Below are 25,672 nucleotides of genomic sequence, written 5' to 3' on the forward strand. Positions count from 1 at the left end.
CCGTGTCGCTCTGACTCGAATTAAGTTACGCAGCCACGAACGCGAAGTCAAATCGCCTGGTAGATCCGGCGTTTCCCCAGCTCGGCACACGCTCGACGTGCCCACAAGGCTCCACAGCCGGGCCGGCCACGCGCCCATCGGGTGCCCGATCATCAATGGCGATCCCATGGCAACTGATCATCCGTCCAGCTGAAGTTGATCTTCAAAACTTCTCCCACCTGGCGACATGACATGCTGCACATAGACACCGAACACCCTCCGATATACAGTTTGCCGTCATTTAGCAATTTTTCAGTTAACACAGCCGGGGAAGGGGCGAGGTGGCAGAGGATCTCGACTCGGTCGAACGTCGCGCCTGGAGCGCGGTGGTCACCCTCGCGATGCGGGTGCCGAGCGCACTCGACTCGCGACTGCAACGCGAGCTCGGCATGACCCATTTCGAGTACCGGGTCATGGCGCTGCTGCGCGAGGCGCCGGACCATCGGATGCGGTTGAGCCTGCTCGCCGCGCGGGGGCACGGGTCGATCTCCCGGCTCTCCCATGTGGTGTCCAAGCTGGAACGGGTCGGTTGGGCCGAGCGCGCGGCCGCGGAATCGGGGCGCGGCGTCGACGCGGTACTCACCGAAAGCGGGCTGGCCAAGGTGTCCGCGGCGACGCCGAACTATCTCGTCGCGGTGCGCCGGCTGGTCATGGACGGACTCGACGGGGCACAGAAGGCCGAACTGGCGACACTCGGCGAACGGCTCTCCGACCATCTGGTCGGCACCCTGGGTGACGCGGCCGCAGGCGAACCGCCGCTCAACTGCTGACCGACACAGAACGCCGCCCCGGCCGATGACCGGGGCGGCGTTCTCGTCGGTGCGCTGGTTCAGGCGTTGTTCGGGCGCCAGGTGGCCACCGCCCAGATCACCACGATGTTGATGATGATGATCAGGATCGACCACCATGGGTAGTACGGCAGCCACAGGAAGTTCGCGATGATCGAGATGGCGGCGATCACCATCGCCAACACCCGTCCCCATGTCTGACCGGCCAGCAGGCCGATCGCGACGATCACCGCGATGGCACCGAAAACGATGTGCCACCAGCCCCATGACGTCAGGTCGAACTGGTAGAGGTACTCGGGCCCCACGACGATGAGATCGTCCTTGGCGACAGCCGAGATACCTTCGAGGATCTGCAGGACACCGACCACCGCCAGCAGGATTCCGGCGCCGATGGAGGTTCCTGCCGCGATTCCCTCGCGTACCGGGTGCTCATTCTGATCTGTCATCGCTCGGCCTTCCCGTCAGGTCAACGGACGTGCCACCACGGCACACGCCAACGGTAGGAACCCGACGGGGCCGCGCGCCTCACCCGTTGTGGGTGAACTCGCCTACGCGACGGACCGGGCGCAGCGTCTTGCCGAGATCGGTGCGCAGGGTGATCACCGCGTCCAGCAGGTAGTTCTGCCTGACCCGCCACGGATGCTTGTCGCCCTGACGGGGGAACGCGGCGATCGAGCGCAGGATGTAGCCGGCGTTCAGGTCGAGCAGCGGACGCTCGGTAAGCGTGCCCTTCGGCTCCGGGACGACGGCGGGGACCCCGGTCCGGTCGATGTGGGCGAGGACCTTGCAGACCAGGCGCGAGGTGAGGTCGGCGCGCAGCGTCCACGAGGCGTTGGTGTAGCCGACGCAGATGGCGAAATTGGGCAGGCCGGTCAGCATCGCGCCCTGCCAGACGAACTGGTCCGACAGCGGGACCGGGGTGCCGTCGACCTCGGGCGCGATGCCGCCGAAGGCGAGCAGCCGCAGGCCGGTGGCGGTCACCACGATGTCGGCGGGCAGGATCTTGCCCGATTCGAGCTGGATACCGTCGGGGACGAACCGGTCGATCCGGTCGGTGACCACCGCGGCCTTGCCCTTCTTCATCGCCTTGAAGAAGTCGGCGTCGGGTGCCGCGCACAGGCGCTGATCCCACGGGTCGTAGTCGGGGGTGAAGTGCTCGGCGACCAGTTTGTCGTCTTTGAGGATGCGGGTGGTGAGGCCGGTCAGCAGCTTGCGCGCGGCGGCGGGGCGGCGACGGCAGTACTGGTAGAAACCGATGTTGAACAGGATGTTCTTGGTCCGGATCAGCCGGTGCGCGAGCCCGGCGGGCAGCAGTTCGCGGATCTTGTCGGCCTGCTTGTCGCGGCCGGGGACGGCGCTGATCCAGGTGGGGGTGCGCTGCAGCATGGTGACGTGCTCGGCCTCGTCGGCCAGCGAGGGCACCAGGGTGACCGCGGTCGCACCGCTGCCGATGACGACGATCCGCTTGTCGCGCACGTCCAGGTCGGCAGGCCAGAACTGCGGGTGCACGATGGTGCCCGCGAAGTCCTCGTGACCGGCGAAGTCGGGGGTGTGCGGCTGCTGGTAGTCGTAGTAGCCGGCGCAGGTGTAGAGGAAACCGCAGGTCAGGGTGCTCAGCTCAGGGCCGTCGGGGCCGTCGTGGGCGATGGTGAGCTGCCAGCGCGCCTGCGCCGACGACCAGTCCGCGCCGATCACCCGCGACCCGAAGCGGATGCGGCGGTCGATGCCGTTCTCCCGCGCGGTCTCGCGGATGTAGTCCAGGATCGACGCGCCGTCGGCGATCGAGCGGGCCGCACGCCACGGCTTGAACGGATAACCGAGGGTGAACATGTCCGAGTCGGAGCGGATGCCCGGGTACCGGAAAAGGTCCCAGGTGCCGCCGAGATCGGCGCGGGCCTCGAGGATCGCGTAGCTGCGGTGCGGGTGTTCGGTCTGCAGCCGATAGGCGGCCCCGATACCGGACAATCCTGCGCCGACGATGACGACGTCGAGGTGTTCGGGGGCAACGGCGGAGTCGGTCATGACTCCAGTGTGCCTGGCGACACATCGCGAGGTGAAGGCAGCGTTTCGCTATTCTCGATGCAGTGTCGATCTTTCGGCGTGCGGGATGGTTGCTCGTCGGCGCACTTGTCATCGCGCTGAGTGCCGCGTTCGCCGGGTGGCCCGTCTACGTCCGGCCGCAAGTGGATCCGCTGCGCCCCGCCGATGTGATCGTCGTGCTCGGTGGCACCCCCTACGAACGCTTCGACCTCGGGATCGAGCTCGCCGAGCGTGGCTACGCCCCCGAGGTGCTGATCTCGCAGTCCACCGGGCCCGACGATCCGCTGATGGACAAGTACTGCGGCGGCCGATTCGCCTTCCGTGTCTCGTGTTTCGTGCCCGACCCGTGGACGACCGACGGTGAAGCGCGCGAAATTGTCCGGCGGGCAACGATTTACGGCTGGCGGCACATCATCGTGGTCACCTTCACCCCGCATGTCTCGCGCGCCCGCTACATCGTCGGCCGGTGTTTCGACGGCGAGATCACCATGGTCGCCAGCCCCACCGAATCCGGGCTGGGGTTCTGGTCGTGGATGTATGTGCGCCAATCCGCGGGATATATCCGGGCTTTCGTGAACCAGCATTGTGAGACCTCCAGAAATTCGGCGTCCCGGCTTCTAGAGTGACACCAATGCGTGGCCGGGTGCCGGGCCGCGCGGGTGGCACGGGCGAGAGGACCGCCGATGCTTGTCGAGGATCTGCGCACGGTCGGAGACGACGCGCTGCGCGCCCAGATCTGCGTCATCGGCTCGGGCCCGGCCGGACTGACCGTGGCCACCGAACTGGCCGCCGCGGGCCTGCAGGTGCTGGTCCTGGAGAGCGGTGACCACGAAATCGGCCCCACCGAGCCGGAATTCGCCGCCATCGACAGTGTCGGTGCGCCGCGGCTGCCACCCGACCGGATCGCGGGCACCCGGGTCCTCGGCGGCAGCTCGCTGGTCTGGGCCGGGCGCTGCGGCGTGCTCGACGACCTCGACTTCGCCACCCGGCCGTGGGTACGGCGATCGGGGTGGCCGATCGATGCGGCGGAGCTGCGTCCGTACGCCGAACGCGCCGCCGCGCATGCCGGGCTCGGGCACGGCACCGGGTACACCGACGCCGAGTTCTGGCCGCTCGCCGGACGCCCGGCGCCCGCCGCCGCCGTCGACACCGGGTCGCTGCGTCCGTACTTCTGGCAGCTGAGCCGGGATCCGGTCGACCGGTTCGACTGCAAACGGTGGGGCAGGCTGGTGCGCGACATCGTCGCGCCGACCGCACGGGTGCTGGTGAACGCGACCGTTACCCACCTCGACACCGATACCACCGGCGCACACGTGAACTCGGTCGAGGTGACCGGTGCCGGTGGCCGGATCCGCACCGTGGAGGCGCGGACCTTCGTGCTCGCGGCGGGCGGGATCGACACCCCGCGTCTGCTGCTGGCCTCGCGGCGCACCGTTCCCGGTGGCATCGGGAACCGATACGACCAGGTGGGGCGGTATCTGATCGACCACCGCAGTGGCGTGGTCGGCACCCTGTCCCCCGCCGTCGCGGGCGCGGCGCTGGCCCGGTTCGGTAAATACGTGGTCAGGAGTCCGCGGGGCAAGCACACCTTTCTGCACGGTCTCGCCCTGTCTCCCGAGATCCAGCGCGGGGAATCACTGCTGAACTGCGCGCTGTGGTTGCAGGAGGTCACCGCACCCGACGATCCATGGGACGCCGTCAAACGGGTGCTGAGCGGGCGGGGCGAGTGGAACGACGCGCGAATCATGCTGTCGGACACCAGGCTGTTGCTGGCAGGGGCTCGGCGCAGGCTGATCGACGGTGTCGGGCTGCCGCACCGGCTCACCGGCGTCGAGGTGTGGACGATGGTCGAACAGGCGCCGGACCCGGACAGCCGGGTGCGCCTGTCGGAACGCACCGACCCGGTGGGAATGCCGCTGCCCCAGGTGGATTGGCGGATCGGCGAGCGGGAGGACGCGACCGTCCGGCGGGCGACGGCGCTGCTGACGGCCGAGTTCGCCCGGCTCGGGCTGCCCGCGCCGCAGATCGCGCCCCCGGCACGACCCGGCAGTACCGAACCGCTGCCACTGGCGGACCGGGCGCACCCGAGTGGCACCACCAGGATGTCGGCCGATCCGCGGCACGGGGTGGTCGACCGGCACTGCCGGGTGCACGGTGTCGACAACCTCTACATCGCGGGCAGCTCGGTGTTTCCGACCAACGGCCACGTCAACCCGACGCTGACCGTGATCGCGCTGGCCGTGCGCCTGGCCGACACCCTGCGCGCTGGACTGCGCGCCCCGCGGTGACCCGCCAGAACACGTGGTCGGCCTGGCTGACACCCCGCCCGACGACCGCGCGCCCCGCGCTGATCCGGTACCGCGCCCGATTAGGCTGGCCGGGTGCAGGACTCGTCACCGACCGCCCATCCGCACGAACCCCATGCCGAAGGGCTCGCGTCCCGGTTGAACTGGTTGCGCGCCGGCGTGCTCGGCGCCAACGACGGCATCGTGTCCACCGCCGGTCTGGTGGTCGGTGTCGCGGCGACCACGAACGATGCCCGCACCATCCTCACCGCGGGTGTGGCGGGACTGGTCGCGGGCGCGATCTCGATGGCGGCGGGCGAGTACGTGTCGGTGAGCACCCAGCGGGATTCGGAGAAGGCCCTGCTCGCCAAGGAGCGCAGGGAGCTGGCCGACGACCCGGCCTCGGAACTGGCCGAGCTGGCCGGGATCTACGAGGCCAAGGGACTCAGCCCGGCGACAGCGCGCACGGTGGCCGAGGAACTCACCGCCCACGACGCGTTCACCGCGCACGCCGAAGCCGAACTCAAGCTCGACCCGGACGAGCTCACCAATCCGTGGGCGGCGGCGGTCTCCTCGGCGATCGCGTTCATCTGCGGCGCGCTGCTGCCGCTGCTGGCGATCGTGCTGCCGCCCGCGCAGTGGCGCGTCCCGGTCACCTTCGCCGCGGTGCTCATCGCCCTCGCCATCACCGGGTCGGTGAGTGCGCGCCTGGGCGGCAGCCAGCGCGGTAAGGCGGTGGTGCGGGTGGTGATCGGTGGTGCGCTGGCGATGGCGATCACCTACGCGATCGGCACGCTCACCGACACGCTCGGCGGCTGAGACCGCTCAGCGGGTCGGGCCGAGGTCGAGCCTGCGGGTGACCCGGTCGACGACATCGGGCGGCATGCCGGGTTCGCGGCGCGCGGCCTGGGCTTCGCGCCTGCCCGCCTCGATGACGGCGGAGCGCACCGCGCGCATCTGCGTGGCGAGTTTGCGTTCCGCGTCGAGGGTGGCCTTGGCGTCGGCGTCGGCCGCTGCGGGGTCGGCCTTGGCCGAGAGGTGACGCAGGGTGTCCTTGATGTCCTCGTAGACGTCTTCGGGCAGCCCGTCGCGGGCGGCGATCATCTTGAGTTCGGCCAGTTCGGCCCGCACCACCCTGGTCCACAGCTGCTGTTCGACCGCGCGTTCCTGTCTGGTGTCGGCGTGCACGCCGGTGATCCGGACGACCAGCGGCAGGGTCGTGCCCTGCACGAGCAGCGTGAACAGCACGACCGCGAAGGCGACGAACAGGATCTCCGAGCGGGCGGGGAAATCCGCGCCGGAGTCGATGGTGAACGGCACAGCCAGTGCCAGGGCCACCGTGGCGACGCCGCGCATCCCCGCCCACCAGGTGACGATCACCTCGCGCCAGGTGAACGGCTCGTCGGTGTCGCGCCACAGCTTCGTGCTCACCGCCCAGGTCACCAGGAGCCAGGCCAGCCGCAGCAGCACCACGACCGCGATCACCGCCGCGGTGACCCCGGCCAGCGATGTCCAGTTGCGCCCGGTGGCATCGATGACCACCCGCAGTTCGAGACCGATCAGCGCGAACGCGAAACCGGTGATGAGCATCTCGGCGATGTCCCAGAACGAATCCGCGACCAGCCGGTAGTCCCGGTCGCCGATCTCGGTCACCGCGTCGGTCAGGTACAGCGCGCAGACCAGCACCGCGAGGACGGCCGAGCCCTCCCAGCGTTCGGCGACGCCGTAGGCGACGAACGGCAGCAGCAGGCTCAGCGCCACCTGGCCGGTCGCGTTGTCAAGGTACTTGGTGAGCTTGCTGCCCACCCAGCCCAGGACCAGGCCGACGACGAGCCCGACCACCGCGGCGAGCACGAAGTCACCGAGCGCGTGCCACGGCGAGAACAGGCCGGTCACCACCGCCTGGATGCCGACGGTGTAGATGACGATCGCCGTGACGTCGTTGAACAGGCCCTCGCCGCCGAGGGTCACGATCAGCCGCCGCGGCAGGCCGAGCCTGCTCGCCATCGAGGTGGCCGCGACCGGGTCGGGCGGCGCGACCAGCGCGCCGAGCACCAGACCTGCCGCGACCGCGGTCGCCGGGTTCCAGGCGTGGAACACCGCGGCCACCGCGACGGCGGTGACGATCACGAGGCCGATCGCGCGCAACGCGATGACCTGCCAGTCCTCCGCGAACTGCCGCCAGGAGGTGCGCCGGGCTGCGGCGTAGAGCAGCGGCGGCAGGACCAGCGGGAGGATGAGCTCCGGCGGGATGTTCAGGCTCGGTACGGCGGGGATCAGGGCGAGCAGGCAGCCGAAGACCGTCATCAGGATGGACGGCGCGACCCCGATCCGCTCGCCGAGCGACTCGGCGAGCACCGCCGCGAGCAGGATCACCAGAGTGAGTACCAACTGGTCCATAGCGGATCAGTGTCATCGACATCGATGGTGCGCGGCGGGCGACCCGCCGCCCGTCACTGCAGGACGGCGGCCGCGGGCGGAATGAAGATCGGCGGCAACGGGAACGGCAGCTGGATGACCGGAGGCGGTGGCAGGACGGGCTCCGGCGCGGGAATGGGCTCCGGCGCGGGCGGTGGCTGCTCGTAGACGGGCGGCTCGTAGACGGGCGGCGCGTACACCGGCGGCGCCTCGTAGACGGGCGGCGGCGGAGCTTCGACGGGCACGGGCTCCGGCGCGGGGGCAGGCTCGGGCGGCGGAGCCGGCGCGGCGGGCGCGGCGGGTACCGCGGCGTCCGGGGTCGTCATCGTGCACTGCCACGCACCGTCGGCATCGACCTGCCAGTGCGCGACGATGCCGCCCGCCGAGCAGTTTCCGCCGACCCGCCGGGCGGGCCATGGCGGAGCGAAGGCCACCTCCTGGTCGGATGCCTCGTCGGCGGTGACCGGCTGGCCGGCGGCATCGGAACCCATCGGGTTGACAGTCGACGGGTCGTTCTCGTCACCCTGACTCGCGCGCAGAACCAACCCGAGCGCGACGACCAGCGCCAGCAGTGCGGCGAGCACTGCCGCGATCGCGATCACCCGAGTACTGCTGCCGGTCCCCTCGTCGGGGCCTTCGCCGCTCTCTGCCATCGCACCGCCTTCAACCGCGGACCCCCCTCGTCCAGCAGGCTACCGCACGGTTGCTGAAAGGCCGACTGTCCAGATAAAACTGCACTGACCAGGGCACATACCTACATTCAGCAGTTGCCAGATGTTTACTTGATTGCGACCCTAACCTTCACCGCATCGGTATCGGTGTTGTGTAGCGCCTGTGCGATCAGGGTGCTCAGATCGATCTGCGGACCGGTCACGGTGATCGATTCGGTGAGCGGGCGCAGGCCGGGCAGCAGGGCCGAGAGCTCGGGACCGAGCTCGTTCAGCGTGGCGACGACCTGCTCGAGGAACGGCACCAGACCGCCGTCGCGCAGGTACATCTCCGGATCGCCGCCCGCCGCGCTGACCCGGCCGACCGACTCGACGAACTCGTCGATCACCTGACTCAGGCGCACGAACGCGGGTGCGGCGGCGGAGGTGGCCGGTCCGGCCCAGCCGATGTCACCGGAGACGAACTCGAAGTTGTTCTGCAGCTCGGCGATGGCGGGCGCGCGGCTCATGATGGCCGCGGCGAGCAGGTCGCCGGCCCTGGCCAGTTCCGGGATCACGTTCTCGGTGCCGGTCATCGCCTGACCGAGGGTGTCGACCAGCGAGCCGACGACCGCGGGGTCGAGCTGCTCGACGGTCTTGGTGACCAGCCGCGCGACCTCGGGGATCGACATCGGGGTCCGCACGTTCTCCCCCGCCAGGCGCTGCCCGTTGCTCAGGTACGGCCCGTCGGCGCTGCGCGGCACGAACTGCACATACGGCTCACCCAGCGAGGACAGGTGCTCGATGGTGACGATGCTGCTCATCGGCACCTTGTTGCCGGCGCCGAACCGGAAGCCGACCTGCACGCCACCGGCGGCGGAGGTGTCCACGGCGGTGACCTTGCCGATCTCGATACCGGTCAGCAGGATCGGCGAGCCGACACTCAGGCCGCCGGAGTTGGCCAGCTCGATCGAGGCCTCGGTGTAGTCGGCGAACGGGTCGACCCGCACGACGCCGAAGGTCAGGTAGCTCGCGCCGAGTACGGTGATGGCGGCGATGCCGCCCAGGGATGCCATCGCACCGATCTTCATCGCACCATTCCGATCATCCGCAGCGCGGTCACGATCTGCTCGACCTGCTCGTCCTCGGACACCTGCACGCCGGTGATGTTCACCTTCGGCCCGCGCTCGGCGAACGGGATGATCTTGTCGCGCAGCAGCGCGGTCAGCAGGGCCATGTTGGTCGAGGAACGCAGGTCGGCCGAGCCGCCGGTGGCCAGCGGGAGGAACGCGGTCGCGGCCGCGTCACCCGCGTTCGCGATCGGGGCCAGCCAGGTCAGCGACGAGCCGACCGGGCCGAGCGCCAGGAAGATCGCCATGGTCTTGGCGATCGAGTCCTGGGTGCCCGACAGGGCCCGCACGGCTTCGGGGGTGAGGATGTCGGTGAGTTCGGCCTCGATGCCGACCATGATCTCGGCATTGGCGGCCAGGCCGTTGACCAGCAGGTCGACCTGGTCCAGGTGCGCGGCCAGATCGGCGGCGTCGGCGCCCATGACCGCCGAGATACGCGCGGTCTCCTTGGGATCCTGCGGCATCACCGAGTTGACCCGGCCGATCATGTCCTGCAACTGGCCGATCGCGCCGCCCTGCACGAACAGCGCCATGGTGGCCATCGTGTCTTCCAGCTGCACCGGGGGTTTCGTGCGGGCGATCGGGATGGTGCCACCGTCGCGCAGCAGGGCGCCGAAGCCGTCCTTCGGGGTGGTCAGCGCGACATGGATGTCACCGAGGATGGTGTCCTGGCGCAGTTCGGCGATCGTGGTGGTCGGCAGCTGCACCGAGTCGAGGATGTCGGCCTCGACGACGACGTAGCCGCCGCGGCCCGCGGGCGCGTCGGCGGGCTGGACCACCCGCACCGTGTCGACATTGCCGATCTCGGCGCCGTTGGCGATCACCTTGGACTTCGCGGGCAGGTTCAGCGCGCTGCTGAACTCGATCTGCACGCGGTAGGTCGGGCCGCTGACGGTCGAGCCCGGCACCGGCACCTCGGCCGGGTCGAAGCCGCAGCCGCCCACCGCGAGTCCGGCGGCGACCACCAGCGCGATCATGCTGCGCCGCAGCGTCTTTCGCGGGTTCATCGGGCACCTGCCATTCCCAGCACGACCTGGACGAGGTTCACATCGGTCAGCCCCTGCGCCGGGTCGGCGCACTGCCCCGGGATCAGCGTGTTCACCGCGGCGCACACCTGATCGGCTTCGCCGCTGGGCAGTGCCACCTTGGGCGCCGCGTAGGTGATCGCGGTGCCGCCTGCCGTGCTCTGGAACGCCGAGGTCAGCGCGGGCATCTTCAGCACCACCTCGCGCAGCGATCCGACGTTGGCGCGCAACAACTTCACCAGCGGGACCGCGCCGTCGAGCGCGCCGATCAGCGGGTCGCCCAGGATGGTCGTGAAGTCGTTGAGCATCGGCAGCAGCTCGGCCAGTCCGTCGAACAGTGAGGTCGCCGGGCCGAGCAGGTCGTCGGAGGCCTGGTTGAGCAGCGGGGCCAGCCGGACCAGCATCGACTGCAGGTCACCCCAGTTGGCGGCGACCCGGTTCGACACCGAGGCGAACGCGTCGAAAAGCCCGGCCAGGTGGCCGATGTCGGCGTCGGGCTTGTTCATCGCCGAGCCGAGCTTGTGCACGAGTTCGTTGACCGTCGGGCCGGTGCCCTCGGTCGCGCGGTCCAGCGAGGCGAGGCCGTCGACCAGCGCGCTCGGCTGACCCGCTTCGGCGCCGGACAGCTGCTCGGACAGGCTCGCCAGCGCGGTCAGCGTCTCGGTGATGCTCTTGGGGGTCAGCGTCTTGGTGATGCAGCCGCCGGTGAACTGTCTGGTGTCCTTGCCGCTGGTCAGCACGGCCAGATTGCGGTCGGCGGCCACGGAATACGCGACCGTGGTCGCGGAAGCGTCGGCGTAGACCGGGTAGTCGGCGTCGACCTCGAACTCGACGCGCACCTTGGCGCCCTCGTTGCGCACCGCGGTCACCTCGCCGACATCGATGCCGCGCATCGTGACGTGGTTGCCCGGGTAGAGCCCGATCGCGTCGGGCATGAGCGCGCAATAGGATTCGGTCTTCTTCAGCGGATCGAAGGCGACGAAGTAGCCGGCGATCACCATGACGACCAGCACCGCGACACCGGCGATCGACATGAACGCCTGGGATCCGAGGAGTCGTTTCAGCATCAGCACGCCTTCCCGGGCAGCGGCACGCACACGCGCACGCCGGACTGGTCGACCACGACGCCCGCGTCCGGCGTCGCCAGCTGCGACAGCTTGGTCTGCAGGTCGGACACGGTGCCGAGGATCGGCTCGAACCGCCCTTCGAGTTCCTGCATCTGCGGCAGCGCGTCGGCCAGTGCCTGCGCCTGCGGCTTCAGCGTGGACTCCCAGCTGGGGGCGAGCCCGGCGAGCCGGTTCACCACCGAGGTCAGCAGCCGGATCGCTTCGGCGAGTTCGGCCTTCTTGCTCAGCAGCACGTCCTCGAGCAGGTTGACGTTGTCCATCAGCCTGCCCAGATCGGACTTGGCGCCGTCGTACATGGAGATGTACTCGTCGAGGATCGCGATGGACTTCGACACCTGCGAGCGCTGGCGATCGAGCATGTCGACGTACTTGCCGACGGTGTCGAGGGTCGAGCGCAGCGCCTCCGGAGAGGCGGCGATCGCGGAATTCGCGGCGGCCAGGTTCTTGCGCACGGTGTCGCCGTCGACGGCGGCCAGCGGCGCGGTCGCGTCCTGGAAGGTCTCGATCAGGCTGTAGGGCAGGCGGATTCGGTCCGCGGGGATCGCGGCGTCGCCCAGCGGCCGCGAGCCTGCCGGGTAGAGCGCGACGTAGTGGCCGCCGACCACGGTCAGCATGCGGACGTCGAGGGAGGTCTGGTCGCCGACGAAGACGTCGGAATCGACGGTGAACTCCATCAGCACCCTGTCCGGCTTCAGCTCGAGCGAGGTGACGCTGCCGACCGAGATACCGGCCAGGCGCACGTCGTCGCCCTCGCGCACCGACTGCGCCTCGCTGAGTTCGGCGGTGTAGGTGTGCTTGCCCAGCGGCACCACGTAGACGATGCCCGCGCCGATGATGAACAGCACGACCAGGCTCAGGCCGATGATGCCCATCCGCAGTTCGCGGGCGCGCTTGGTCGCCTCGTCCATGATCGGGCGGTCACCGGAGAAGAACTTCAGGCGTTGCATATCGTCACCTTCTGTCCGGCGATCAGCACCTGCAGCGGCGCGGGCACCTCGGCGGCGCCGTTGCTGCAGTGCGGCGTGAAGTCGGCGAAATCGCGCGAGAGCGAAGCGTCGACCGTGGCCAGCAGCCCGGGCAGGCGCCCGAACACGTCGACGGCTTCCTGCGGATTCGGGAACAGGCCGCGGATCATCGCGTCGACCTCGGCGCTGCCGCCCTCGACCAGGCCGAGCGAGGCCAGCAGCCGGTCCACCGGGGCAAGCACCGAGGGCGCGGTGGCGGCGAACTGCGCGACGCCGCCGATATTGCGCTGCATCGCCTCGAAGATGTCGGTGAGCCGGGCCAGCAGTGGCAGCAGGTAGCCGACGCGGCCGCCGTGCCGGTCGCCCAGCGTCGACAGGTTGCTGATCAGGGTGTTGACGACCTGCTGGCGGTCCTCGGCGTAGCTCGCGAGCTGGTCGATCGCGGTCAGCGCGGGGCCGAGGCCGCTGCCGTCGCCCTCGATGACGGCGAGCATGCTGGCGGTGAACTGGTTGATCGCCTCCGGGGACAGCGTCGCCAGCACCGGCTTCAGGCCGCTGAACAAGCTCGTCACATCGAAGGACGGGACGGTCATGTTCGCGCCGATCCTGGCGTCGGCGGCGATCCGCTTGCCCGGGTTGGGCGCCTGCTGCAGGTCGACATAGCGCTGGCCGGTGAGGTTCTGGTACCGGATGGCCAGCTTGCTGTTGTCGTAGATCGGGGTGTCGGTCTTCACCGTGAGGTGGACCTTGGCCTTGTCGCCTTCGAGGCTGATCTTCTCGATCTTGCCGACCTGCACGCCGAACATCCGCACGTCGTTGCCGACCTTGAGGCCGTTGGCGTCGGTGAACAGCGCGTCGTGCGCCTCGGTGTCACCGGAGACCGGCCGCTTGATCAGGGTGAACACGAGTCCGAGCACGGCGAGCATCACCAGCGCGAACACGCCGAGTCGCAGTGCGACACCGCCAATCTTCATCACGCACCGGCCTTTCCGAACAGCGGCACCGCGATCGCGGGCACGCCGCTGAGCTCGACGTCGAGGTTGAGCACCGGGCCGTTGGGGCCGTCGGGCATGGCGCCGCGCAGGTTGGTCAGCAGTGCCTGCAGGTCGGCGCCGGTCCGGCGCGGATTCGGCGACATCTGGGCCAGCGCGTACAGCATCGGCGCGAGCATGTCGGTGGTCTCGGCGAAATGCCCGCCCGCGGTGGTCAGCGTGGTGGTCAGGGCGGGCAGGATGCTGCCGCCGATCACGCCGACGCCGATGTCGTAGCGGTCCTTGTCGACCTGGGTCACCTTGATCTCGCTGAGCCGGTCGATCACCTGCATGGTGGCGCCGGCGAACTGGCCGCCGCCGTCGAAGGCGGGGCCGAGCCTGCCGAACAGTTCCGAGGGCGCGACGTCCTGGTTGTCGGCGATGGTCTTGGCGATCGTGATCAGCGCCTGCACCAGCGGGGTGAAGGCCTTGAAATCGGCGGCCAGCTGGGACACCACCGTCGCCATCTGCGGGCTGGTCACCGTCATGCCGACCTGGGAGAGGCTGCGCAGGATCGCGCTCATCGTCGCGTCGTAGACCCGGTCGGCGTCAGCGCCGGTCAGGTCGAGCACCGTGCCTGCACGCAGCGGCGAACCGCCGGTGCCGCGGCGCAGTTCCAGCTCGGCGATGCCGAACAGGTTGGTCGGGGCGTAGTCGACGGCGAGGCTGTCGTCGATGCCGTGCAGCCGGTCGGCGTCGAGCAGCAGCGCGATCTGCTGGGTGCCGCGTTCGCCGGGGGTCACCTCGGCGACCTCACCGACGGTGACGCCGTCGATGCGGACCTGGCTGCCCGCGCTGATGCCGTCACCGAGGTGTTCGGTGTGCAGCGCGATCCGCAGGCCCTCTTCGGTTTTCAGATTGCGGTAGGCGACCGTGGCGAGCACGACCGCGGCGATGATGCCGAGGATGATCGCACCGGTCAGCCGCGAGGTGCGCCGATCGGCCGCGACGCCGGGCATTCCATAGTTAGGCACTAGCTCACCCCGTAAAACTGATCGCCGAGTTGAAGCCCCACAGCATGATCGACAGCACCATGTCGATGGCGACGATGGCCACCGAGCTGGCCCGCACCGCGCGACCGGAGGCGATGCCGACGCCCTCGGGACCGCCGGTGGCGAAGAACCCGAAGTAGCTGTGCACCAGGATCACCACGGTGCCGAACACGGCGACCTTGATGACGGCGGCGATCATGTCGAAGCCGGAGATGAACTGGAAGAAGTAGTGGTCGTACACGCCGGCCGACTGCCCGTAGACCATCGTGAGCAGCCCGCGGCAGGCGCCGTAGGACAGGATCAGCGCGATCAGGAAGGTCGGCACGATGGCGATGGCGCCCGCGATGACGCGGGTGGTCGCCACGAACGGCACCGAGCGCAGGCCGAGCGCCTCGATCGCGTCGATCTCCTCGGAGATGCGCATCGAGCCGATCTCGGCGGTGATCCGGCAGCCCGCCTGGGCGGCGAAGCCGATGGCGGCCGCGATCGGGGCCAGCTCACGGGTGGTGGCGTAGGCCGAGATCACGCCGGTCACCGGTCCCATGCCGAGCATGTCGAGCGAGGCGAAGGATTCGACGCCGACCGAGGCGCCCATCACCAGGCCGAGCACGATCATCATCGGGACGGTGCCGCCGCCGACGATGATCGAGCCGCGGCCCCAGGTCATATCGGTCACCGCGCGCAGCGTCTCGTCGCGGTAGCGGCGCAGCGTCAGCGGCACCGAGGACAGCACCTGCCACACGAACACCGCGACGAAGCCGAGCGATTCACCCGCCGAGGCGATCCGCTTGCCTGCACGGGCGGGCTTGCGCAGCCAGTGCAGCGAGGTGGGGATATAGGAGGAGGCAGCCATCACGCCAGCTTCGTCGGCAGGAACATGGCGCTGATCTGGGTCGCGAGCAGGTTCACGATCGCGATCGAGACGACCGAGAGCACCACCGCCGCGTTCACCGCGTCGGCGACACCGCGCGGACCGCCCTTGGCCTCGAGGCCGCGCTGGCAGGAGATGACGACGACCAGGAAGCCGAAGATCAGCGCCTTGAGCAGCGACACCCACACGTCACCGGCGGTGGCGAAGGAGCCGAAGGTCGACCAGTAGCTGCCCGGGGTCACGCCCTGGCCGCCGACGGCGACCGCGTACCCGGCGAGCACGCCGACGAAGATGATCAGCACATTGAGCATCGGCGCGACGATCAGCATGGCCATCATGCGGGGGATGACGAGCCGGTGCACCGGGCTGATGCCCATGGTGTTGAGCGCGTCGATCTCCTCGCGGATGGTGCGCGCGCCGAGGTCGGCGGCGATCGCGGCCGCGCCCGCGCCACCGAGCAGGAAGCCCGTCGCGATGGGCGCGCCCTGCTTGATGACGCCCAGACCGCCGGTCGCGCCGAGCATGGAGTCGGCGCCGAGGCTGTGGATCAGGTTGCCGACCTGGATAGAGACGATCACACCGAACGGGATCGCCATCAGGATCGCCGGGATCGCGGTGACCGTGATCAGCCGCCAGGCCTGCACGAGGGTCTCGCGCCACTGGAAGTGTCCGCGGGCGACATCGGCGACGGTGCCGGTGACCGACTCCTGCGCGAGGTCGACCGCGCGCCCGAAGGTCCGCAACGACGACACGACCGTGTCGGTGAAGTTCTTGCGGACGATCTGGGTGGCGGAATCCGGCTTCGCGGAATGCAGATCGGTGGACATCAGCGATGCCCCCGGCCCGCTCGCGAAGCGCGGGAAATGGTGATTTTCATACCGCACTCTCTGGCTTCGGCGTCGGTGCCAACTCCAGCAAGCTAACCGGTACTCTGCGTCACAACAAAATTTCAGGGTGGTGACCCTCGTCGCTTTTCTTCCGTTTCCATGACAGCTCGACACCCCATGTGATCCGCAACACTTCAGCTACGGGCTTGCGGCCAGGAACACAAACGCCGAGAACAACGCCAGGTGAACGCCACCCTGCAGCAGGGTCGCGCGGCCGGGAACGATGGTCAGCGTGCCCACCACGACGGTCAGCGCGAGCAACACCATCTGGGTGGCGCCGAGACCGAGGACCAGCGGACCGCTCAGCCAGATGGTTGCCAGGGCGATCACCGGAATGGTGAGGCCGATACTGGCCATGGCCGAGCCGAGCGCCAGGTTCAGGCCGATCTGCACCTGGTTGCGGCGCGCGGAGTTGAACGCGGCCAGCGTCTCGGGCAGCAGCACGAGCATGGCGATCACCACGCCGACTGCCGAGGGCGGCAGACCGGCCGCGGCCACGCCCCGCTCCAGCACCGGCGAGACCACCTTCGCCAGCCCGACCACGCAGACCAGCGCCAGCACCAGCAGACCCAGGCTGATCACAGCGGCCCGGTTGGACGGCGCGGTGTCGTGGCCGGTGTCGGCGTCGTCGACGGCCCCCGCCTCCTCCACCGGGAGGAAGTCGTCGGGGTGCCGCACCGTCTGCACCATCACGAACAGCAGGTACAGGGCCAGCGAGGCGACCGCGGCGAAGGCCAGCTGCGCGGGCGAGAACTCCGGACCCGGCTTGCTGGTGGTGAAGGTGGGCAGCACCAGGCTCAGCGTCGCCACGGTCGCGACGGTGGCCAGCGCGGCGCCGGTGCCCTCGGAGTTGAACACCGCGACCCGCCTGCGCAGCGCGCCGACCAGCAGCACCAGCCCGAAGATGCCGTTACAGGTGATCATCACCGCGGCGAAGACGGTGTCCCGAGCCAGTGACGCCGCCTTGTCGCCTCCGGAGATCATCATCGTCACGATCAGCGCCACTTCGATCACGGTGACGGCCACCGCAAGCACCAGCGAGCCGAACGGTTCACCGACCCGGTGCGCGACCACCTCCGCGTGGTAGACCGCGGCCAGCACCGCACCGACCAGCGCGATGTCGACCAGCACCACCACGACTCCCGGTACGTCTCGCCCCCAGGTCGCGGCGAGCACGAGTGCGGCGAATATCGGGATGTACAGGCTCCATCTGGTCCTCAACGCGGCGATCATGATCTCCATCGTCCCAGCTGCGCACGAGTGCACCCGGATACGCGGCCGCGAAGATCGCCGGTTGGATTCCCCAGATCGCCTCGATGGGGAACAATTCAGCCCGTGCGGACCCAGTTCACCCTCGAGCTCGTTGCCCTGTCCAACGATCTCACCCTGATGTCGCGCCTGGCTCATGATGCGACAGAGCGGATCACCGAGGCGCTGGCAGGCGCCGACCTGACCGCGACCTACGAAGTCTTCGCCCTCGACGAACAGCTACAGCAGATGTTCGCCGCCTGTGAGAACCGCACCATGGCGCTGCTGGCCCTGCAGGCGCCGGTCGCGCGCGACCTTCGCCACGTGGTGACCGCGATCCAGATCGCCGGCGAACTCTCGCGAATCGGCAGGCGCACCGAGACCGCGGGCCAGTACGTGTATCGCGCCCATCCGCGCGCGGTGGCGCCGGAGCCGGTCGTCGCCGAGCTGGTGGCGATGGGCACCCTCGCCGCCGAATGCGTTGCGCGGGTTGGTGCTTCGGTCGCGACCGGCCGCTTCGTCGCAGACGACGGCACCGCCGCGGAATCCATGGATGGGCTGTGCAGACAGCTGCGCACAGTGCTGGCCATGACCGACACGGACGCGGGTGCGGCGATCGATCTGGCCCTGCTCGGCAGTCAATTCCAGCGCTGCGTCGACCACACCGCCCGCATCGCCCGCCTGATCCGCTTCCTGGACACCGGCATTCCGCCGGAGACCGGCTCGCTGCCCGACTGATCCCTCAGTCGAGCAGCGAGAACCGGCCGGAGCCCACCAGTGCCGTGATCGCCGCGATCTTCTCCTGCGGCGCCGCGTAATCCGGGTGCGCGGCGAGGACGGCGGCCGCGTCCCGCAGGCGGCTGAGCTCCGCCGCCGCCTCGGCGACCGTGCGACCACCGTGTCGCACGGCGTGTTTCGTATAGGCGGGTTGCGCGACATCGATCCGCCCGAGCTCGCTCGCCCTGGCCACCCGGCGGGCGCACCGGCACGGCGCCGCCGGATTCACCAGCCCGCAGGAGGCGCGCAGGAACGCGCCGAGCCGCTGTTTGGCCCGCTCCCAGCGCTTTTGATACGCGGCCGGGGTGATGTCGAGCACCCAGGCCGCCTCGGCCGCCGAGAGCCCGAACAGGTCACCGAGGACGAAGGCGACCCGCTCGTCGCGGCTCAGGCACTGCAGCACCGCCTGGGTGCAGCTGAGCCGGACCTCCTCGGTGAGCAGCGCGGCTTCGGGACCGCGATAGTCCTCGGTGGCCAGCCCGTCGAGCAGGTTCGCACCGAAATCGTCGAGGCTGAGCTGAGTCTGCTCCGCCGCCGAACGCCGGTGCAGCGAGATCAGATAGTTGGCCCCGACCCGGTAGGCCCAGGTGAGCAGCTTGGCTTCGCCGCGCCACGTGGACAGCCGGGTGACCACCCGGATCAGGATCTCCTGCACCGCGTCCTCGGCATCGGCCCGGCGGCCGGTCATCCGCAAGGCCAAGCGGTACAGGGGATCCTGCAACTGGCCGATCACCTCGGCCAGCGCCGCCTTGTCGCCGTCGACGGCGCGGGCGACCAGCTCGGCCTCCTCGGTCTCCATCCCGCCATTGTCGCCGGTCATACCCGATCGAGCAGCCCGTGCCGCTCCAGCCATCCCGCAACGGATTTCGCGATCGCTTCCGGCTGGTCCTCGGGCGCGTGATGCGAACCGGCACCGACCGATTCGACCTCGATGTCGGCGAATGTCCGTGCCGCCCACTCGATGACCTCGGCGCCGCCGAGCCCGATGGCGGGCTCCACCGTCATCAGCAGCTTCGGCACACCCGCGCTCGCCGCCATCCAGTCCCCATAGGCGTTCACTCTCGCCACCACGTCGGCGGGCTCACCGTCGAGCGGGAACTCCCTGGCCCAGGCCAGCATCGGCGCCCGCGATGCCGGGGTGGGATACGGGGCACGGTAGGCGTCGAGATCGGCCGCGCTGAGGGCGGGGACCAGGGTCGGCAGGTTGTACTCGATGAACTTGTTCTCCGTCAGCACAGCCTGTTCGCCCGCGGGGGAACGGAACAGGCGGAACATCTCGGCCGAGCGGGCGGGCAGCTCCGACCAGGTCAGCGGGCGCAGGAAGGTCTCGATGACCGCGATGCCCGCGACCCGGCCCGGGTGGCGGGCGGCGAAATCCATGGCCAGGGTGCCGCCCCAGTCATGGCCGACCAGGATCGGATCGGTCAGCTCGAGCGCGTCGAACCAGGCGTCGAGGTAGCGCGCGTGATCATCGAGGCGGTAGGCGATGTCGGGTTTGCCGGAGGCGCCCATCCCGATCAGGTCGGGGGCCAGGCAGCGCGCGTGCTCGCGCACGACCGGCAGCACGTTGCGCCACAGGTGGGAACTGGTCGGGTTGCCGTGCAGGAAGACGACGGGACGGGTGTCGGCACCCGCGTCGCTGTAGGAGATGAACGAGTCGATGACGTCGACGGTCGGCATGGCCGGTTCCTTTCGGTGGATGGTCCTTCGCTGGGTTGGACGCGGGGAACCGACCGACGCCGACAGGAATCCGACGTGATGTGCGTCACCCCGGGTTTACCGGCCATTTCCGCCGGTCACCACCGTCGATAGGTGAACGCTATTGAGCCGCAGTTCGTTTGCCCTGTCGTGTGCGGAAGGTCATAGCCGACAATCAGTTACGACATCGGGTGTGGCCGTTAGGTTGTGCCGGTTCATTTTCGACGAAGGCATGTGGGTGGTACGGGCATGAAGTGGTCCTCGATCAGTGGCTCTCCTCTGGGCCGGGCCTTGCTCGCCCTCGCCGCGGCGGTCAGTCTCGGCGTCGTCCTGACCGTGGCGAATTCGCTGCTGGACAAAGTGAGCCCCACCGCGCCCGGACCGGGTCCGGCGAACGCCGCGACGGTGTCGGGCAAGGAGATCGGCGATCTGGTCGGCAAGCTCGTCGTCGCGAAGGAAGGCCCGATGACGGGCTACACCAGGGAGAAGTTCCCGCACTGGGACACCAACAAGCCCGAGCACGGCTTCGGCGGCGACCTCGCGCAGTACACCAAGTGCACCAGCCGCGACGTGATGATGCTGCGCGACGCCACCGGCAAGGTCACCCTCGACCCGAAGACCTGCGACCTGACGATTCCCTCGGGTGCGGGCTGGCAGGACCGCTACGGATTCGTCGACAAGAAGACCGGGCAGCTCGGGCCGTACAAGTTCATCACCGATCCGGCCAAGGTCGACGCCGAGCACATCGTCGCGCTGGCCGAGGCGTGGCGCTCCGGCGCCGCCGACCGCGACGAGGACACCCGCCGCCGCATCGCCAACGACTCGCTGAATCTCGTCGCCGCCGACCCCTCGGCCAACCGCTCGAAGGGCGATCAGGACCCCGCGAACTACTTGCCGCCCGGCAATTTCCGGTGTGCCTATGTCGAGCATTACGTGAAGGTCAAGATAAAGTACGCGCTGACCGTTGATACCGCCGAGCACACCGCGTTGCGCACCGCAGTCGACGACTGCCTCCGCCGAGGAGAGTTCACATAAGCGAGACGATCGAGATCACCGCCGAGAGCGCCGTCATGACCGAAGAGGAAGGGACGGTGTCCGGCGAGCTCGATGTCATGCTCGACGATGCGGGCAAGGGCCTCGTCCGCTACCGCGGTACCGACACCTGGTACACAATCGGCAACATCGAGGCCGAACCCCCGCGCGCGTGGGACAGCGTCGCCGACCTGGTGAAGGCGATCAAGAAGGTCGCCGGCACCCGCGATGTCGCCGGGAACACGGTGGTCTTCGAAGCCTGAGCCCGCGGCTGGCAATCTGGTAGTTATGCCGACTGCCTCTGGAAGACCCCCGTCCGACGATGTCGCGTGGTCCGCGCTCGGCCGGCGGCTGCCGCTCGCGGTGACGCTGATCGCGACCGCCGCGATCCTCGTCGCCGCGCTCACCTGGCAGGTCAACAATGACGCGGGCATCATCCGGATCGATCCGCGGGTGCTCGACTGGATGATCGCCCACCGCGGCGAACCACTGACCTCGATCGCCCGGGTGGTCACCGATCTGGGCGACACCCTGTCGATGGCGATCCTCGCGGCGATCACCGTCGCCTGGTTCGCCTGGCGGCGCAACTGGCCGACCGCGATGCTGGTCGCCGTCACCTCGGCGGGTGCGGGCGTGCTGGTCGTGGTGGTCAAGCGGATCGTCGGCAGGCACCGGCCACCCGAGCTGACCCGCCTTGCCGTCGAGCCGAGCCTGTCCTATCCGTCGGGCCACACCCTCGGCACCACGGTGGTGGTCGGCATCGTCGCGCTCACCGTCATTCCCGGCCTCCGCCACACCGCGGTCCGAGTAGCCGCCACCGTGTTCGCGGTGGTGTTCCCGATCGCGGTCGGCCTGTCCCGGGTCTACCTGGGCGTGCACTGGTTCACCGACGTCCTCGCGGGCTGGAACTTCGGCCTGTTCTGGCTGATCCTGTGCGTCACCGTGTTCGCCTGGGTCTACCGCGATTACTCCCCCGCCGATCAGCCCACCGAGACCACCACCGTGCCGAACACCGCCCCCGACCGCAGGTAGTCGTCGGCAGCGACCACCTCGCCGAACCCGAATTCACGGTCGATCACCGGGCGCAGCCGATGCTCGGTGATCACGCGGTTCATCCTCACGCTGCCGGTCCGGCTACCGACCGCGGTCCGCCGGATTGCCAGGCCCGGCAGGCGCGTTCATCGCGAGCCCTCGATGAACTGGTGGTCGGACACGATGCGGCCGTCGGTGTCGAGGGCGAGCAGGTCGAAGCCACCGCCGGCCGCGGTGCCGTCGTCTCGCCGGGACATCGTCCAGGCGATGCCGACCGTGTTGGCGGGGAGTTCGACGGCGGGTCCGGCGGCCGCGAAGACGAAGTCGCCGGAGGCGAGGAACATTTCATAGGCGCGGGTGGCGCGGCGGTCGAGCGCGTCGTGACCGTGCACGGCGAGCGCCGGGACCGGGAAGGCGAGTTCGGCGGCGGCCTTGCGGATTTCGAGGGGCGGATCGACGAGGAACTGCGCGCCGTCGACGGCGAAGAGCTGCTCGATCAGGGTGCGGCGCGCGGCCGGGTCGGATTCGTTCCAGAGAGCCACGTAAGCGGTGGCGAGGTCGTTGATGCTCATGGCGACAACTGTGCCGGAGCCCGCGATGCCCCGCGATTCCCTGCGGGGAATGACGGGCCGTCGGCTCATTCCCCGTGGGAATAGCGTGCTGCCCGCGCACGGTTGACTCGACCCATGACGACCGCGCTGTCCACCACCGCCTTCGGCCCGCAACTGCGGCACTGGCGCACGCTGCGCCGGGTCAGTCAGCTCGACCTGGCGATTCGCGCCGAGACGAGCCAGCGCTACCTGAGCTTCCTCGAACAGGGCAGGTCCCAGCCCGGCCGCACGATGGTGGTTCGCCTGGCCGAATCGCTCGAGCTGACCTTGCGTGACCGCAACAACCTGCTACTGGCCGCGGGCTTCGCCCCGGTGTTCCCCGAAAGCGACCTGGCCGCACCGGAATTGGCGCCGGTGCGCGAGGCACTCAGCGCTGTCCTCGACGGGCACCTGCCGTATCCGGCGCTGGTCGCGCGGCCACGGGGCGAGCTGGTCACCGCCAATGCCGCGTTCGACCTGTTCACCGAGGGCGTCGCCGACGACCTGCTGCGCGCGCCGATGAACGTCCTGCGCCTGGCCCTGCATCCCGACGGCGTCGCGCCACGCGTGCGCAACCTGCCCGAATGGGGCAGGCACATCATCGACTCGCTGCGCAGCCGGGCGGCCCACACCCCTGACCCGGCCCTCGACGAACTGATCGCGGAACTGTCCGGCTACCTGCCCGCCACCGCTCCCGGCCCCGACCACGTCGGCTTCGCCGTCCCCTTGCACCTGCGCACCGACGACGGCGATCTCCGCCTGATCACCACCCTCACCTCGTTCGCCACCGCGACCGACGTCACCATCGCCGAACTCCACCTCGAGGCGTTCCTGCCCGCCGACGCGGAGACCGCCCGCATCCTCCGGCTGCGCGCCGACCGCCGCTGAACTCTCCGATCCATAGTCTTTCGCTATTTCTGGGCGAGGACACCGAGTGCCGCCTTGCTCGCGCTGTGGGGGCGACACTCCCCGCGGCCGCGGCGAACCCCTCGGTCGGGATGACGACCGAGGGGCTGCCCGGATCAGCTGGTGACGCCCACCAGCTCCCGCTGGACCGGTGCGTCCCAGTCGATGCGGTAGCGGCGTTCGGCGCCCATCGTCTTCTCCGGGTTCATCACCGTCTTGACCATCAACGGCATCATCGCGTTCATGATCTTGCGGGCGAACGGGCCCGGGGTCTTGCTGTGGTTGACCTTCGCCGCACGGGCCGCGATGCCCTCCACCCTGGCTCGCCGCAGCTGCTCGTAGGCCGCGAAGGCCGCGGTGGGCGTGTCGAGGTCGCGCAGGCAGCGGGCCAGCTGCAGGGCGCTCTCGATCGCCAGCGACGCGCCCTGTCCCGAGCTGTTCGACGGCGCATGCACGGAATCACCGACCAGCACCATCCGGTCGCGGTACCAGTGCGGCACCGGCGGCATGATGTGCAGCGCCCCGGTGATCTCCAGGTTCTCGGCGGTGGTGCGGCGGGCGAACTCGCCACCCGGGGTGTCGGGCGCGTAGGTCTCGCGCAGCACCCGCAACCAGTGCTCGGCCGGGACCGCGCGGGCCTCGGTCAGCGAGTAGTACTGCTTGCTGGGCAGATTCGCGCCCCACGCGACGCGGCCGTCGGCGTGCTGCCAGTACAGGTAGTAGGCCTTGGCGCCGAACGCGAACACCATGGTGTCGGCGGGCAGGTCGAGATCGCAGTCGATCAGGGCGCCGAAGCCGAGCATGCCGGTGTAGTCGGGGCCGGGCGCGGCCGGGTCGATCAGGCTCCGGACCGTAGACCGGATGCCGTCGGCGCCGACCAGGATGTCGGCGGACGCGCTGGAGCCGTCGGAGAAGTGCGCGGTCACGCCGTCGGCGTGCTCGTCGACGCGCACCAGGCGCTTGTCGTAGCTGAACGGCACGCCCGCGCCGACCGCGTGATCGTGCAGCGTGCGGTGCAGTTCACCGCGATCGACGACCTGCAACGGCGGCTGATCGGCCAGCACCGGCAGGATGTGTTCGCGGCCGCCGACGGCCAGCCGCATGCCCTGGACGGGCAGCGCGATCCCGCGCACGGCGTCGCCCGCGCCGATGATGTCGAGGGCCGCGACCCCGTTGGGGGCGAGCGCGAGCCCGGAGCCGATGCCGTCGGACGGCCCGGAATAGGCCTCGTAGACATGGGCGTCGATGCCTGCCAGACGCAGGGCGGTCGCCGCGACGGGTCCGGCGATACCACCGCCGATGACCAAGGCGGAACGGGTTGTGGACATGAGTGATCTCCAGATCTGTGTCTGCGTCACCCGGGCTATCCTGTGGTTGCCAGCCTCGTAGCCGGGTGCGCATGCGTGTGAGCACGGTGTCGGGACGGTTTCTCGGACTCGGTGGGGTGTTGCCGCACACCACCGGGTCCGGGGTCTTTTCGGGAGCGAGAGCTAGTCGTTCCCCCTTTCGCCGAATTCGGGAATCCGGTCGGCGGGCATGCCCTCGGCATGCCACTGCCGCCACATCTGGAGGCCTTCGAAGGTGCCCGCGCGCAGTTCGTCACGCAGCGAGCACGCCCATCGGGCTTCGGCTTCCAGCATCGCGATGCCGAATTCGGTCTCGACGAGGAACAGTCGGGGCAGGGTGCCCGCCAGCTCGGCGAGATCGGCCTTCGCGCGCTCGACGGCCTCGTCGAGCGCGGCGATCCTGATGCCGAGCAGCTCGATCACCTCGTCCGGCGGGAGTGCAGCCAGGATCGACAGTCCCGCAGTGAACCGGTGGTGTTCGGGTTCGGGCGAGGCGAGCAGTTCCCTGGTCCAGTCGGCCATCTCGGCGCGCCCGGCATCGGTGATCCGGTAGATCACCCGCTCGGGCCGCGCGCCGTCGCGTTCACTGCCGACGACTTCGAGGAAACCGGCCTTGGCCATGTTCTGGACGACCGTGTAGAGCGAACCCCACTTGATGTCCATGTCCTTGTCTTTGCCATGGGCGCGCAGGGTGGCGGCGATCTCGTACCGGTGCATCGGCCGCTGCACGATCACCGACAGCACGGCGAGCGCGAGCAGATTGTTCACCTTGCGCTTCGTAGCCATGATCGCCTCCTT

Annotated in this window: 28 protein-coding genes; 9 read left to right on the forward strand and 19 right to left on the reverse strand. The window is 69.3% G+C overall.

Annotation, left to right across the window (positions count from 1 at the left end; translation table 11 throughout):
• Positions 1-320: 320 nt before the first annotated feature.
• Positions 321-809 carry a MarR family winged helix-turn-helix transcriptional regulator gene (locus tag ACFVAV_RS34710; protein ID WP_379039903.1) on the forward strand — a complete coding sequence of 163 codons (489 nt, stop codon included), beginning with the start codon at positions 321-323 and terminating at the stop codon, positions 807-809.
• Between the two features lie 59 nt (positions 810-868).
• On the opposite strand, the gene ACFVAV_RS34715 is transcribed toward ACFVAV_RS34710, so the two are convergent.
• A complete protein-coding gene (locus ACFVAV_RS34715; RefSeq protein ID WP_379039904.1) occupies positions 869-1,273 on the reverse strand; it encodes a hypothetical protein in 405 nt (134 codons plus the stop codon).
• A gap of 79 nt (positions 1,274-1,352) precedes the next feature.
• Positions 1,353-2,849, reverse strand: coding sequence for a flavin-containing monooxygenase (locus ACFVAV_RS34720; protein ID WP_379039905.1), 1,497 nt, complete (start codon positions 2,847-2,849; stop codon positions 1,353-1,355).
• Between the two features lie 62 nt (positions 2,850-2,911).
• On the opposite strand from ACFVAV_RS34720, the gene ACFVAV_RS34725 reads away from it, so the two are divergent.
• The 3 genes from ACFVAV_RS34725 (at position 2,912) to ACFVAV_RS34735 (ending at position 5,971) form a co-directional block, all read left to right on the forward strand.
• Positions 2,912-3,493, forward strand: coding sequence for a YdcF family protein (locus tag ACFVAV_RS34725; protein WP_379039906.1), 582 nt, complete (start codon positions 2,912-2,914; stop codon positions 3,491-3,493).
• Between the two features lie 57 nt (positions 3,494-3,550).
• Positions 3,551-5,155, forward strand: a complete 1,605-nt coding sequence (locus tag ACFVAV_RS34730) for a GMC oxidoreductase (RefSeq protein ID WP_379039907.1) — start codon at positions 3,551-3,553, stop codon at positions 5,153-5,155.
• Between the two features lie 93 nt (positions 5,156-5,248).
• Complete coding sequence (locus ACFVAV_RS34735) at positions 5,249-5,971, forward strand: VIT family protein (protein ID WP_379039908.1); 723 nt, start codon at positions 5,249-5,251, stop codon at positions 5,969-5,971.
• Between the two features lie 6 nt (positions 5,972-5,977).
• Here the strand turns inward: ACFVAV_RS34735 and ACFVAV_RS34740 are convergent, their stop codons facing one another.
• The 11 genes from ACFVAV_RS34740 to ACFVAV_RS34790 all read right to left on the reverse strand — a co-directional run bounded on the left by ACFVAV_RS34740 (position 5,978) and on the right by ACFVAV_RS34790 (position 17,487).
• Complete coding sequence (locus ACFVAV_RS34740; RefSeq protein ID WP_379039909.1) at positions 5,978-7,552, reverse strand: Na+/H+ antiporter; 1,575 nt, start codon at positions 7,550-7,552, stop codon at positions 5,978-5,980.
• Between the two features lie 53 nt (positions 7,553-7,605).
• Entirely contained in the window at positions 7,606-8,223 is a 618-nt protein-coding gene (locus ACFVAV_RS34745) for a hypothetical protein (RefSeq protein WP_379039911.1), read from the reverse strand.
• A gap of 125 nt (positions 8,224-8,348) precedes the next feature.
• Entirely contained in the window at positions 8,349-9,308 is a 960-nt protein-coding gene (locus ACFVAV_RS34750) for an MlaD family protein (protein ID WP_379039913.1), read from the reverse strand.
• Positions 9,305-10,354 carry an MlaD family protein gene (locus tag ACFVAV_RS34755; protein WP_379039914.1) on the reverse strand — a complete coding sequence of 350 codons (1,050 nt, stop codon included), beginning with the start codon at positions 10,352-10,354 and terminating at the stop codon, positions 9,305-9,307. The genes ACFVAV_RS34750 and ACFVAV_RS34755 overlap by 4 nt, the downstream gene beginning before the upstream one ends.
• A complete protein-coding gene (locus ACFVAV_RS34760) occupies positions 10,351-11,439 on the reverse strand; it encodes an MlaD family protein (protein ID WP_379039916.1) in 1,089 nt (362 codons plus the stop codon). Before ACFVAV_RS34760 ends, ACFVAV_RS34755 begins: the two co-directional genes overlap by 4 nt.
• Positions 11,439-12,446: an MlaD family protein gene (locus tag ACFVAV_RS34765; protein WP_379039918.1), complete on the reverse strand. Its 1,008-nt coding sequence runs from the start codon at positions 12,444-12,446 to the stop codon at positions 11,439-11,441. The genes ACFVAV_RS34760 and ACFVAV_RS34765 overlap by 1 nt, the downstream gene beginning before the upstream one ends.
• Positions 12,434-13,438 carry an MlaD family protein gene (locus tag ACFVAV_RS34770; protein ID WP_379039943.1) on the reverse strand — a complete coding sequence of 335 codons (1,005 nt, stop codon included), beginning with the start codon at positions 13,436-13,438 and terminating at the stop codon, positions 12,434-12,436. Before ACFVAV_RS34770 ends, ACFVAV_RS34765 begins: the two co-directional genes overlap by 13 nt.
• Entirely contained in the window at positions 13,438-14,469 is a 1,032-nt protein-coding gene (locus ACFVAV_RS34775; protein ID WP_379039919.1) for an MlaD family protein, read from the reverse strand. Before ACFVAV_RS34775 ends, ACFVAV_RS34770 begins: the two co-directional genes overlap by 1 nt.
• 4 nt (positions 14,470-14,473) lie before the next feature.
• Positions 14,474-15,340, reverse strand: a complete 867-nt coding sequence (locus ACFVAV_RS34780) for an ABC transporter permease (RefSeq protein ID WP_379039920.1) — start codon at positions 15,338-15,340, stop codon at positions 14,474-14,476.
• Positions 15,340-16,185, reverse strand: coding sequence for an ABC transporter permease (locus ACFVAV_RS34785; protein ID WP_189034738.1), 846 nt, complete (start codon positions 16,183-16,185; stop codon positions 15,340-15,342). Before ACFVAV_RS34785 ends, ACFVAV_RS34780 begins: the two co-directional genes overlap by 1 nt.
• Before the next feature lie 198 nt (positions 16,186-16,383).
• Complete coding sequence (locus tag ACFVAV_RS34790; RefSeq protein ID WP_379039921.1) at positions 16,384-17,487, reverse strand: calcium:proton antiporter; 1,104 nt, start codon at positions 17,485-17,487, stop codon at positions 16,384-16,386.
• 93 nt (positions 17,488-17,580) lie between these two features.
• On the opposite strand from ACFVAV_RS34790, the gene ACFVAV_RS34795 reads away from it, so the two are divergent.
• Complete coding sequence (locus ACFVAV_RS34795) at positions 17,581-18,231, forward strand: phosphate uptake regulator PhoU (protein ID WP_379039922.1); 651 nt, start codon at positions 17,581-17,583, stop codon at positions 18,229-18,231.
• Between the two features lie 4 nt (positions 18,232-18,235).
• Here the strand turns inward: ACFVAV_RS34795 and ACFVAV_RS34800 are convergent, their stop codons facing one another.
• Together ACFVAV_RS34800 and ACFVAV_RS34805 are read right to left on the reverse strand one after the other, a co-directional pair.
• Positions 18,236-19,069: an RNA polymerase sigma factor gene (locus tag ACFVAV_RS34800; protein WP_379039923.1), complete on the reverse strand. Its 834-nt coding sequence runs from the start codon at positions 19,067-19,069 to the stop codon at positions 18,236-18,238.
• A 17-nt stretch (positions 19,070-19,086) separates the two neighbouring features.
• Entirely contained in the window at positions 19,087-20,016 is a 930-nt protein-coding gene (locus tag ACFVAV_RS34805; protein WP_379039944.1) for a haloalkane dehalogenase, read from the reverse strand.
• 201 nt (positions 20,017-20,217) lie between these two features.
• Here ACFVAV_RS34805 and ACFVAV_RS34810 point away from each other — a divergent pair, with 201 nt between their 5' ends.
• The 3 genes from ACFVAV_RS34810 to ACFVAV_RS34820 are packed head-to-tail and all read left to right on the forward strand — an operon-like array spanning position 20,218 to position 22,032.
• A complete protein-coding gene (locus tag ACFVAV_RS34810; protein ID WP_379039924.1) occupies positions 20,218-21,003 on the forward strand; it encodes an HNH endonuclease family protein in 786 nt (261 codons plus the stop codon).
• A 35-nt stretch (positions 21,004-21,038) separates the two neighbouring features.
• On the forward strand, positions 21,039-21,263 hold the full coding sequence (locus ACFVAV_RS34815) for a hypothetical protein (RefSeq protein WP_379039925.1): 225 nt from the start codon (positions 21,039-21,041) through the stop codon (positions 21,261-21,263).
• A 25-nt stretch (positions 21,264-21,288) separates the two neighbouring features.
• Entirely contained in the window at positions 21,289-22,032 is a 744-nt protein-coding gene (locus ACFVAV_RS34820) for a phosphatase PAP2 family protein (RefSeq protein WP_379039926.1), read from the forward strand.
• Here ACFVAV_RS34820 and ACFVAV_RS34825 read toward each other — a convergent pair.
• Positions 21,981-22,106, reverse strand: coding sequence for a zinc-binding dehydrogenase (locus tag ACFVAV_RS34825; protein ID WP_379039927.1), 126 nt, complete (start codon positions 22,104-22,106; stop codon positions 21,981-21,983). The genes ACFVAV_RS34820 and ACFVAV_RS34825 overlap by 52 nt on opposite strands.
• A 72-nt stretch (positions 22,107-22,178) precedes the next feature.
• The gene (locus tag ACFVAV_RS34830; protein WP_379039928.1) at positions 22,179-22,604 is read right to left on the reverse strand and encodes a hypothetical protein; all 426 of its coding nucleotides are present in this window, start codon (positions 22,602-22,604) and stop codon (positions 22,179-22,181) included.
• 114 nt (positions 22,605-22,718) lie between these two features.
• On the opposite strand from ACFVAV_RS34830, the gene ACFVAV_RS34835 reads away from it, so the two are divergent.
• A complete protein-coding gene (locus ACFVAV_RS34835) occupies positions 22,719-23,510 on the forward strand; it encodes a helix-turn-helix domain-containing protein (RefSeq protein WP_379039929.1) in 792 nt (263 codons plus the stop codon).
• Positions 23,511-23,644: 134 nt separating this feature from the next.
• Here ACFVAV_RS34835 and ACFVAV_RS34840 read toward each other — a convergent pair whose 3' ends face one another.
• Positions 23,645-24,856, reverse strand: a complete 1,212-nt coding sequence (locus tag ACFVAV_RS34840) for an FAD-dependent oxidoreductase (protein WP_379039930.1) — start codon at positions 24,854-24,856, stop codon at positions 23,645-23,647.
• A gap of 162 nt (positions 24,857-25,018) precedes the next feature.
• The gene (locus ACFVAV_RS34845) at positions 25,019-25,660 is read right to left on the reverse strand and encodes a PadR family transcriptional regulator (protein WP_379039931.1); all 642 of its coding nucleotides are present in this window, start codon (positions 25,658-25,660) and stop codon (positions 25,019-25,021) included.
• Between the last annotated feature and the right edge of the window lie 12 nt (positions 25,661-25,672).

The organism is Nocardia sp. NPDC057663 (genome assembly GCF_042799895.1).
Taxonomy (GTDB): Bacteria; Actinomycetota; Actinomycetes; order Mycobacteriales; family Mycobacteriaceae; genus Nocardia.